This is a genomic window from Microcystis sp. M44BS1, assembly GCF_020244875.1.
In the GTDB taxonomy this organism is placed as follows: Bacteria; Cyanobacteriota; Cyanobacteriia; order Cyanobacteriales; family Microcystaceae; genus Microcystis; species Microcystis panniformis.
Genome location: NZ_JADBVM010000081.1, coordinates 1 through 11,157 on the forward strand (window position 1 = coordinate 1; position 11,157 = coordinate 11,157).

9 protein-coding genes and 3 pseudogenes are annotated in these 11,157 nt (G+C 43.9%); 7 read left to right on the forward strand and 5 right to left on the reverse strand.

What is annotated here, in order from left to right:
• The 4 genes and pseudogenes from IM515_RS05380 to IM515_RS05395 form a co-directional block, all read left to right on the forward strand.
• A pseudogene (locus IM515_RS05380) lies at window positions 1–672 on the forward strand (RRXRR domain-containing protein); the annotation flags it as partial.
• A gap of 59 nt (window positions 673–731) precedes the next feature.
• Complete coding sequence (gene petA, locus IM515_RS05385; protein ID WP_002768466.1) at window positions 732–1,718, forward strand: cytochrome f; 987 nt, start codon at window positions 732–734, stop codon at window positions 1,716–1,718.
• A gap of 126 nt (window positions 1,719–1,844) precedes the next feature.
• Complete coding sequence (locus tag IM515_RS05390; protein WP_002768464.1) at window positions 1,845–2,906, forward strand: mannose-1-phosphate guanylyltransferase; 1,062 nt, start codon at window positions 1,845–1,847, stop codon at window positions 2,904–2,906.
• 309 nt (window positions 2,907–3,215) lie between these two features.
• Window positions 3,216–4,865, forward strand: a complete 1,650-nt coding sequence (locus IM515_RS05395) for an ABC1 kinase family protein (protein WP_287628695.1) — start codon at window positions 3,216–3,218, stop codon at window positions 4,863–4,865.
• A 12-nt stretch (window positions 4,866–4,877) separates the two neighbouring features.
• Here IM515_RS05395 and IM515_RS05400 read toward each other — a convergent pair whose 3' ends face one another.
• Window positions 4,878–5,285, reverse strand: coding sequence for a hypothetical protein (locus tag IM515_RS05400; protein WP_287628696.1), 408 nt, complete (start codon window positions 5,283–5,285; stop codon window positions 4,878–4,880).
• Window positions 5,286–5,685: 400 nt separating this feature from the next.
• Window positions 5,686–7,107, reverse strand: a complete 1,422-nt coding sequence (glnA, locus tag IM515_RS05405; protein WP_002789532.1) for a type I glutamate--ammonia ligase — start codon at window positions 7,105–7,107, stop codon at window positions 5,686–5,688.
• 382 nt (window positions 7,108–7,489) lie between these two features.
• Here glnA and sppA point away from each other — a divergent pair, with 382 nt between their 5' ends.
• Entirely contained in the window at window positions 7,490–8,311 is an 822-nt protein-coding gene (sppA, locus tag IM515_RS05410) for a signal peptide peptidase SppA (RefSeq protein ID WP_287628130.1), read from the forward strand.
• 68 nt (window positions 8,312–8,379) lie between these two features.
• Complete coding sequence (gene aroH / locus IM515_RS05415) at window positions 8,380–8,781, forward strand: chorismate mutase (protein WP_287628129.1); 402 nt, start codon at window positions 8,380–8,382, stop codon at window positions 8,779–8,781.
• A 16-nt stretch (window positions 8,782–8,797) separates the two neighbouring features.
• On the opposite strand, the gene IM515_RS05420 is transcribed toward aroH, so the two are convergent.
• The gene (locus IM515_RS05420; protein ID WP_287628127.1) at window positions 8,798–9,691 is read right to left on the reverse strand and encodes an alpha/beta fold hydrolase; all 894 of its coding nucleotides are present in this window, start codon (window positions 9,689–9,691) and stop codon (window positions 8,798–8,800) included.
• A 58-nt stretch (window positions 9,692–9,749) separates the two neighbouring features.
• Between IM515_RS05420 and IM515_RS05425 the strand changes: the two genes are divergently transcribed.
• Window positions 9,750–10,592, forward strand: a complete 843-nt coding sequence (locus tag IM515_RS05425) for an alpha/beta fold hydrolase (protein WP_287628126.1) — start codon at window positions 9,750–9,752, stop codon at window positions 10,590–10,592.
• On the opposite strand, the pseudogene IM515_RS05430 reads toward IM515_RS05425, so the two are convergent.
• Together IM515_RS05430 and IM515_RS05435 are read right to left on the reverse strand one after the other, a co-directional pair.
• Window positions 10,593–10,973, reverse strand: a pseudogene (locus IM515_RS05430) (M48 family metalloprotease); the annotation flags it as partial.
• 34 nt (window positions 10,974–11,007) lie between these two features.
• Window positions 11,008–11,157, reverse strand: a pseudogene (locus tag IM515_RS05435) (RNA-guided endonuclease TnpB family protein); the annotation flags it as partial.

Below are 11,157 nucleotides of genomic sequence, written 5' to 3' on the forward strand. Positions count from 1 at the left end.
CAACTTGAACTTCGAGTCGTTTCGGAACTAACCAAAATCTATCCAATTACCGATATTTACTTTGAGTATGTCAAAGCCGATGTTGATTTAACTTCAGGTAGAAAAGGGGCTAAGTCTGGAAAAGGTTTCTCGCCGGTTATGCTCGGACAAAAATGGGCTATTGAGCAACTGTCTCAATTGGCAACAGTCCATACTCGCTTTGGTTGGCAAACCTCTAATCTCAGAAAATATTTGCGACTAGAAAAGTCGAAAAATAAAGCAGAACAATCACCAGAAAGTCATGCTAACGATGGCATTGCTCTTGCCTGTTTTCAGTTTTTAGATTATTTGCCATTCCACAATTCTAGTGGACATGGATACGATTGGAAAGGTTCTGTCAAAGTAACAAACGCTCCCTTTGCTGTCATCAAACGTCCTCCTATTAGTCGTCGTCAACTTCACCTGATGGTTTTTTCCAAAGGTGGTAAACGACGTAAATATGGTGGCTCTACCACAGGACATGGGTTCCGTAAAGGAGATTTAGTTTCTTCTCCCAAAGGAATTGGTTATGTTAGTGGAGATACCGAAAAACAGCTATCTGTAAGCGATACTAATTGGAAACGATTGGGACAGATGGCTGTTAGCAAGATTCAGTTAATCCGTCATTCTAACGGTTTAATTGTTTCTCGCTAACTTATATAAAGCCGCCCTCCGCTATCGCTAAAGGGCGGGGTTTCAGACCCAGTTTTTCGATGAGAACATTCAACTTTTTAAGTTTCCCGCAAGTCCACAGACAGGCCCTAGTGAAAGCTGTCCTCGTGGCGATCGCTACCGTTTCCCTACTCCTAACCAGCGATGTCATTAACCCCCAATCTGCCCAAGCATATCCTTTTTGGGCGCAACAAACCGCCCCGGAAACCCCCAGAGAAGCGACCGGTCGGATTGTCTGCGCGAACTGCCATTTAGCCCAAAAACCCGCCGAAATTGAAATCCCTCACTCGGTATTACCCGATAGCGTCTTTGAAGCAGTAGTAAAAATCCCCTACGATCCCGCCAGTCAACAGGTGTTAGGAGACGGATCCAAGGGGGGTTTAAACGTCGGTGCAGTCTTAATGCTACCGGATGGTTTTAAAATCGCGCCCCCCGATCGCATTCCCGAAGAAATGCAGGAAAAACTCGGTGGAGTCTATTTCCAATCCTACAAAGAAGGTCAAGATAACGTGGTTATCGTCGGCCCCTTACCCGGGGATCAATACAAAGAAATCGTTTTCCCCGTCCTGGCCCCCGATCCTAGCCAAAATAAGGGTATTCACTTCGGTAAATATGCTGTGCATTTAGGGGCCAATCGCGGTCGCGGTCAAGTGTACCCCACCGGTGAACCTAGCAATAATAACGCCTTCAAAGCGGGTGCTGCCGGTACAATTAGCCAGATCAGCAAAACCGAAGCCGGTGGTTATGAAGTGACCATCGCTTCCCAAGCTGGCCCCGTGGTGGAAAATATTCCCCCAGGACCTGAGTTAATCGTCTCGGAAGGTCAAGCGATCGAAGTGGGACAATTTTTAACCAGTAACCCCAATGTCGGCGGTTTTGGTCAAAAAGAGACGGAAGTTGTCCTACAAAATCCCGGCCGGATCAAAGGATTAGTCTTATTCCTCGGTGGTATTATGCTCTGCCAAATCCTCTTAGTTATTAAGAAAAAACAAGTGGAAACAGTACAAGCGGCCGAAATGAATTTCTAATCGCAATATTTCGGTTATTTTTGCTAGAAAGCGGGTTATTTGCCCGCTTTTTAGCTTTGGGTCAGGAAAACCCTCGCTGCCGTCTGATACAATCGGTTCAACTTAACCGATAAGTGTCAATTTTTTATGAATCAGTCGCTTGTTCCAGTCATTCTCGCCGGGGGTAAAGGGGAACGTTTTTGGCCCCTCAGTCGTCTAGCGCGTCCGAAACAGTTTCTCTGTCTTGATGGTAGTGGTCGCAGTCTTTTACAAGCAACGGCCGATCGTCTATTATCTTTAGGGGCAGGTTGGGAAAATCTCTGGGTAATTACCGCTAGTGCGATCGCTGATGGAGTCCGGGAACAACTGCCCGATTTACCGGAGAGTAACCTATTAGTGGAACCGGTGGGCAAGGATACCGCCCCGGCTGTGACTTGGGCTACTTTAGAAGTGATAAAACGTTATGGTAAAGAAGTGGCGATCGGTTTTTTTCCTGCCGATCATTATATTGGTGATCAAGAGGCTTATATTAACACTTTAAAAGCGGCCGTAGAAGTGGCCGTCAGCCAAAAAGCGATCGTTACTTTAGGGATTAAACCCGATTATCCCTCCACTGGTTACGGTTATATCGAACAGGGAGAAAATCAGGGCGAATTTAATGATTTACCCGTCTATAAAGTGAGTCGTTTTACAGAAAAACCCGATCGCACCACGGCCGAAAAATTCCTAGAAACGGGACTTTTTAGCTGGAATAGCGGAATGTTTATCTTTCAGGGACAAGTGGTTTTAGAGGAGCTAAAAACCCATGCTAATAATATTTTACAACCTCTGAGCGATCGGGGCATCGCTGCCTATGAGGATTTAGAGAAAAAAAGTATTGATTATGCTTTGATGGAAAAAACCCAACTCGCTTACGTTTTACCCGCTAATTTCGGTTGGGATGATCTGGGAGATTGGAATTCTCTGGAAAGATTACTAGAAGCAAAGGGCAAAAATATTGAACTGGCCAATCATGTCGGTTTGGACACGGAAGGGGCTATTATCTATGCTAGTGATGAGGAGGAAGCGATCGTTACTATTGGTTTAAAAGATCTGGTAATTGTTCGCGACGGGAAAGCGACTCTCGTTGTCCACAAAGATCGTACCCAAGATATTAAACAGGTTCTCAAACAATTACAAACCGATCCCAAATTAGAGAAATTGTTATAGGATCGATAAGGGGTGCATCTCATTTTTGTAAATCTACTAAGGCGTTGGGTTTCATGCTTCAACCCAACCTACGTTCTAACTTACTGATAACTGATAACTGATAACTGATAACTGATAACTGATAACTGATAACTTAAGTAGGGAGGCACAATTATTTGTAGGATGGGTTAGCGGTAGCGTAACATGAGCGGGCGTTGGGTTTCATGCTTCAACCCAACCTACGTTATAACTTACTGATAACTTACCCACTGATAACTGATAACTTACCCACTGATAACTGATAACTGATAACTGATAACTGATAATACCGTGTTCTCACTCCCCCAAACCAGTCAAAGACAAAAAGAAATCCTTGAGATAGTTCTCGGCAACGGTTGGGACTATATGCGCGGGGTTTTAACCCTAGGAAAAACAGAAAATCCCCAGATTCCTACCCCAGAAGTTCTCAAAAAAATCCTCGTGGAATTGGGTCCTTTTTATGTCAAATTGGGACAGTTACTTAGTACCCGTCCCGATCTGCTACCTGCTAATTATATCGAGGCTTTAACTGCCCTACAAGCGCAAGTTCCTCCCGTTGCTTGGACAGATATAGAAATAGTTATCACTGAACAGTTAGCCAAACCGATCGAACAGGTATTTAAGTATATTAATACCCAACCGATCGCCGCAGGATCGATCGGGCAAATTCATCGGGCAACTTTATTATCCGGGGAGGAAGTAGCGATTAAAGTCTTACGTCCGGGGATCGAAAAAATTGTCGCCCAAGATAGTGCCTTAATTAAGGGAATTGCTGATTTAGTTGCCCTAACAGAATTTGGTCAAAGTTATGACGTTGTTAACTTAGCAGAGGAGTTTATTAAAGCAGTCAATGCGGAATTAGATTTCACCCAAGAAGGTCATTATACTGACCAATTACGCTATAATTTAACCCAGAGTCGTTGGTCAGAACCCAAACAGTTAGTTATTCCTAAAATTTATTGGCACTTAACTAATTCCAAGATATTAGTGTTAGAATGGTTAGAGGGAAAACAAATTTTAGAGGCCGATGTTTCTAGACCAGCAACTGAGCAAGCAATTTCCCAAAGAAAAAGCGAAATAACTAGGATTTTGTTTCGGTCATTTTTTCAACAAATTTATATTGATGGCTTCTTTCATGCCGATCCTCACCCGGGTAATATTTTCTATCTTGATGATGGTAGAGTAGCTTTAATTGACTGTGGTATGGTGGGCAGATTAGACCCGCAAACTCAACAAATTTTAACAGAATTGTTATTAGCAATTGTTGACTTAGATGCGAAAAGATGCAGTCAACTAACTATTAAACTGTCCGAGTCAGTCGTTCCGATTACTTTAGTACAATTAGAGGTGGATTATGAGCGGATGCTGCGAAAATATTATAACCTCAATTTAAATCAAATTAACTTTAGTGAGGTAGTTTATGAACTTTTGCAAGTTGCCCGTCGCAATAGAATTAAACTTCCGGGTAATTTAGGTTTATTCGCTAAAAGTCTCGCTAATCTAGAAGGAACTGCCCGAAAATTTAATCCTGATATTAATATCCTAGAAGAAGTCAAACCGCTATTAACTAATATTCTTGAACAACAGTTAATCGGTAGCACTCCCCTACAAACTGCCCTAAGAACAGTTTTAGACTTGAAATCTTTTTCCCTGAAATCTCCCCGTCAAATCGAAGTTTTACTAGATGGTTTAACCTCAGAAACTTTAAATGTTAATCTGAAAATTCGGGAATTAGATAATCTCCGTCGCAGTTTAGATAATTCCGCCAATCGACTAGCTTTTAGTGTGATTATTGGTTCCTTAATTATCGGGGCTGCTATTGTTACGGCCAGCGCCCAATCTCGGCAATTAACTATTATCAGTACCGTATTATTTGCTACAGCTAGTTTTATCGGTTTATGGTTAGTTGTCGGTATCCTGCGCTCAGGAAGATTGCGCTAGAAATTATCGCCATTAAATTAGGATTTGTTGTTGTAAAAATTTCGCCCACCCACTAGCCAATTCAACCTCAGTAAAGGGAATTTTTTCAGGCGATCGCTGTTTAAAAATAAATTCTAGGCAAGGGGAACCTTGGGGGGGAAGAGCATCTAAATCCACCACTTGATTATTAACTAACAGACGGATTTCTTTGACCTCCTCTAGGGAAAAAGTTTGTAAATTAATCACTCCCTTACGAGTTGGTTTTCCCCAAGTGATAATTTTATCTTTTTGACCTAAGACAGAATATATATCATACTTAGCTCGCTCGAAGTTTTCCGCCCATGCTCGATAGATTTCCACTTTTTGGTATTCATTCCAACCACTCCAAGCCAACCAAATAAATAGAATTAATAAAGGTGTCCACAATAACCCGCGTTCCATAAACTATCGCCCCAAAATTCTGGTCAATTAATCGTATTTTATGCTAAGTGGGTGGGTGGAATTAAATATAAGATGAACGTAGGTTGGGTTGAAGCATGAAACCCAACGCCCGATTATGTTACGCTACCGCTAACCCATCCTACAAATAATTGTGCCTCCCTACTTAATTGGCAGCAAGGGATTATACTAGGGTTTGCGGCAAAAAGTTTTTCGGTGGTGGCAGGGTGTGGCCCCCCCAACCCCCCCGACATCGGGGGGGCAGGTGGGGTGTGGGGTGTGGGGAAGGAAACCTCTTTCATCTGCGGTGGTGAAAATTTTTTCATCGGGACTGACTTGCTGATTCGGAAAAAAAAGGGCAGACAAAAGCCTACCCTAGGATTAATGATTGGTCAATCAAACCTTAGACATCGTAGTAGAGAGAGAACTCGTAGGGGTGAGGACGTAAGCGCATCGGGTTAACTTCGTTATCGAGCTTGTAGGTGATCCAGTTGTGGATAAAGTCTTCGGTAAAGACACCAGAATCGGTCAAGAAAGCGTGATCTTTTTCGAGATTTTCCAGAGCTGCTTCTAGAGAACCGGGGGTAGAGGGGATTTTTGACAATTCTTCGGGACTGAGTTCGTAGATATCCACATCGAGAGGTTCGCCGGGGTCGATTTGATTTTTAATCCCATCGATACCGGCACAGAGCATAGCTGCAAAAGCGAGGTAGGGGTTAGAAGTCGCGTCAGGACAACGGAATTCTAAACGTTTGGCTTTCGGGTTGCTTCCCGATAAAGGAATCCGAATCGAAGCGGAGCGATTACCTTGGGAGTAGGCCAGGTTTACAGGGGCCTCAAAACCGGGGACGAGACGCTTGTAAGAGTTGGTGGTGGGGTTAGTTAAAGCTAAGAGTGCGGGAGCGTGTCTAAGCAAACCACCGATGTAGTGCAGTGCCATTTGGCTAAGTCCGGCGTATTTATCCCCGGCGAACAGGGGTTGACCATCTTTCCAGATAGACTGGTGAACGTGCATCCCGGAACCGTTATCACCAAAGATGGGTTTGGGCATAAAGGTGACGGTTTTACCGTATTTCTTCGCCACGTTCTTAATGCAGTATTTGTAGGTCATCAAGTAGTCAGCGGCCCGTACTAGGGTAGAGAATTTAATCCCTAACTCGTTTTGACCACCAGTAGCGACTTCATGGTGATGTTTTTCGATGGGAACTCCGCAGTCGGCCATGGTTAAGAGCATTTCCGTGCGAATATCTTGAGAGGTGTCGGTGGGACTAACGGGGAAATAACCCTGTTTGTAGGCGGGTTTATAGGCAAGATTTCCCTCTTTTTCGTCTTTACCGCTATTCCAACGACCTTCGACACTATCCATGTAGTAATAGCCTGCGTTGGCGGTTTGGTCAAAACGAGCGCTATCAAAGAGGAAAAATTCCGCTTCTGGTCCAAAAAATACGGTATCACCTAAACCGGTACTGCTAAGATAATCGATCGCTTTCTGAGCAATAGAGCGAGGATCGCGGCTATACCATTCACCAGTTCTCGGTTCTTTGATGCTACAGATCATGCTTAGGGTCGGTTCCTTGTAGAAGGGATCGATCCAAGCAGTGGTAGGATCGGGAACCATGGCCATATCGGATTCGTTAATTGCTTTCCAACCGCGAATACTGGAACCATCGAAGGCAACACCATCACTGAAAGAGCTTTCATCGATTTGATCGTAGTAGAACGAGCAATGTTGCCAGATACCAGGCATATCAATAAATTTCAGGTCGATAATCTTAATATTGTTGTCCTGAATCATTTTCAAGACTTCTTGTGGCGTTTCGGGCATGGAAAACTCCTTTGACGTATGAATCGGTTCTTAAGCTTCTCAAAAAATCCATCCTAAACAGTCACTTTGACCAGTTTTGTATTTTTCGATACAAAATCTTTGATCCTAGCTTGAAAAAATCTGTAATTTCCTTGTTCAGGTCGGTAATTGCTCCGAATGGCGATTTGCCTATCAGCTTCTACTACCCCTTGCCCTACTTAGGGTCTGCTGAATAAATCTTGTTCGAGCTGCCCGGTCATCACCGTCCGGCCCTGGCGGTGAGGATGTCAAACACTTAACCAGACATTTTAGCTGGAAATTCTGAAATATAATGTCTGCTTAACCCGGAACGATCAAAGCGTTAGATTAGAAAGAGTCCTTTTTTTAGAGATATTTAAACCTGATGGTCTGGCCTTTTAAACCGAAAACCCACAAACAAATCGCTCGAATAGAAATTACAGGTGCAATTGCCTCCGATACCCGCAAAAGAGTCTTAAAAGCCCTAGAAATCGTCAAAGAAAGGCAATATCCCGCCCTACTTCTCCGCATTGACTCCCCCGGGGGAACCGTGGGGGATTCCCAAGAAATTTATGAAGCATTGAAGCGGTTACAAAAAAACACGAAAATAATCGCTAGTTTTGGCAATATTTCCGCCTCTGGCGGCGTTTATATCGGTATGGGGGCCAATTATATTATGGCTAACCCCGGCACGATTACCGGCTCGATCGGTGTTATCCTCAGAGGGAACAATCTGGAAAGATTGTTGGATAAGGTGGGAGTTTCGTTTAAAGTGATTAAATCGGGCCCCTATAAAGATATTCTCTCCTTCGATCGAGAATTAACTGATGAGGAAGAAAGAATTCTCCAGGATATGATCGATACCAGTTATCAGCAATTTCTGCAAACCGTCGCCGGAGCGAGAGATTTAGATGTCAATCAGGTGAAAAGTTTTGCCGATGGGCGCATTTTTACCGGTCAACAGGCGTTAGAATTAGGAGTGGTCGATCGCTTGGGAACCGAGGAAGATGCCCGACTTTGGGCGCTAGAATTGGCAGGATTACCCCCAGATAAAACTAAATGTCAGACTATCGAAGAACCGAAACCCCTCCTCAGTCGTCTGACGGGCAATCGTTCCCCAATACCCCTAGGATTACAAAAAACCCTACAGCGTCTAGAATTTGAATTGGAAGTTAACGGACAACTATTGTGGTTATACCGACCCTGAGGGCCAGATTAAAGTCGAGAAAAAGGGCGCGTTAACCCCTAAAATTGACTCATCAGGATTAGCGGAGGATGACAATCGTGCAGTGGAAGGTTCGAGCCATTCGGGGAGCGACGACGGTAACGGTTAATACTATTGAAGCTATACGAGAAGCAGTAACAGAACTCCTCGAAGCGATCGAAATCCACAATAGTCTCGATCCCGATGATATTGTTAGTATTATCTTTACGGCAACTCAGGATTTAGACGTGATTTTCCCCGCTGCTATCGCTCGTGAACGTCCCCACTGGCAAAATGTCCCCCTCCTCGATGTGCAACAGATGCACGTCGCTGGTAGTCTGGAAAAGTGTATTCGCATAATTCTCCACGTTAATACTCCCAAACTGCAAGGGGAAATGCAGCACGTCTATCTCCGGGGGGCGAAAAATCTTCGCCCCGATTGGCAGATTTCTCCAGTAACTATTAATCGCTAAAATCTTCGATAACTGACTAAATCCTCATTTCCGACAGCCAACTCAAAATTAATTGATTAACTTTTTCGGGATGTTCATCGTGGGGACAGTGACCAGCTTTGGCAATCGGATAAAATTGGGTATTATTTCCCATTTTAGCTCTTTCTTGGTAAATTACCGAGCCAGCGATCGGTGTCCAAGGGTCATCCTCTCCCCAGAGTACCAATAAAGGGCGATCGATTTGCGGTAATAATTCCAGGGGAGAAGGTCCGGGGGGTGCCGTCAACACCGATGCGAACACTCCCCACGCACCCGCATCACAGGAGGGTTGATAGAGAATTTCGACTAATTCCTCGGTAATCGCGGTATGATCCCGATAAACCTGTTTTAAGGTATTACGGATGCGATTTTTCTGTCTTACCTGTTCAAAAATAAACTTTCCTGTCACGGGGGAACTAACTAAACCGGTAAAGGCAGCCATGATTAAACGCAAAGGGAAATTTAATTCTTCGGGACGATGGTTTAATCCTCCGGCACAGTTAATAATTACGCCTCCAGCAGTGATTTCGGGAGATTCTGCCATCAGCATTAAGGTAATCAGTCCTCCGATGGAATTACCGATAAATACCGTCGGTTTTGCGATTTTTTCCCGCCAAAAGTCTTGTATTTGCTGCTGCCAAAGGTTGAGACTATAATCTAAAGCGGGCTTATCCGCACCCCCAAATCCCAAAAGATCTAGCGCATAGACCTGATAGCCATTTTCCGCTAAAACGGGGATATTTTTGCGCCAATGACCGATAGATGCCCCAAAACCGTGAATTAATACTAGGGGTTGTCCTTCTCCCCCCACAGTGTAGGGGATGGTGTGACCTTGCCATGTCCAAGACAATTGTTCTAAGCTAGTCCCAGTGAGCGGAGATTGTCGTGCCATTGTATGAAGTTTTATTAAGTGATATTTAAATTATAGAGTAAAAATCAGCCGAGAATTTATGCCACAACGCCAGACTTTTACCAATAACTCGATGGCAATTTCCTATTTACAATGGAGCGATCGAGGTATGCCTCTATTATTATTGCACGGCATGGCGGATCATGCTTTGGTTTGGTCAAGTTTGGGCGATTATTTAAGCTCAAATTATCAAGTTATTGCCCCAGATTTGCGGGGACATGGGGAAAGCGGTAAACCGGCAACCGGTTATCACTTTCAGGATTATATTGGCGATTTAAGGGCTTTAATTAATCATTTAGGTTGGACGCAAGCACATATTTTAGGTCATTCTTGGAGTGCTAAAATAGCGGCAATTTGGGCAAATCAACAGCCAGAAGTATTTAAGAGTTTAATTTTAGTCGATCCCTTTTTTATCGATAAAATGCCTAGTTGGATTAGGATAACTTTTCCAATTCTCTATCAAGTTTTGCCCTTTTTAAAGATTACTCGCTCCTTTGATAGTTATCAGAGCATAGAAGCGATCGCTCGTCAATTAAAACAATATAAAGGTTGGTCAAATCTACAGCAAGAGGTGTTTAAAAATGCCATCGAACAAAAAGCTGATGGCAGTTGGAGCAGTAAATTCACTTTATCGGCACGGGGGGAAATTTTTGAGGATGTCATGGGGTTTGCCGGATTAACTAAAACTTTAGATATTCCCAGTTTATTAATCCTTCCCCAACAGGGATTAAATCGCACTGCTTGGCAAATTCAATCCTACAAAAAGTATTTAACTTCTCTAGAAATTAAAAAGATACCGGGTAATCATTGGGCATTTTTAGGGGAACCTGAAACTTTTAATCAAGCGGTGGCCGAGTTTTTATCCGTTCGGGAAATTGTATGATTAGCGGAGAGAACGAAGCTGCAATTGGTAATAATCCCCGTCTAAACCTTGATTCTGCTTGTTATTAAGGGAATTAAGCTGTTTTTGCAGTGCCAAAATCCGATCGCCGGTAGCAGGATGGGTGCTGAGAATTGTCGGGGTAGAACCGCCTTGTTGTGCTAATTTTCCCATAAAGGAGATCATGGCTTTGGCTGCATAACCGGCCTCAGCTAGATTGTTTAAACCCAGTCGGTCTGCTTCTAATTCATCCTTGCGACTATTGGGCAGATTATAGGCGAGATTGACTCCCAATTGTACCCAAGTTTTTGTGTCTAATCCCGCCGCGCTGAGAAGTCCTTGGGCGAGGGCAGTATTGCGTAATTGGGTGATAGATTGACATCCTCGCCGCCGTAAAACGGACGGCGATTCCCAAACCTCACGATTTAGGTTTCTGCTTCTTTCCCTTGCGGGGTTCCGCACCTGCCTTAACAGATTTACTCTGTTCTGGTCTTATGGTCGCTCTACAGACTGACACCGCAAGCCCTGCGGCCAAAATGTTTTTACTGGCGTTAATATCTCGGTCATG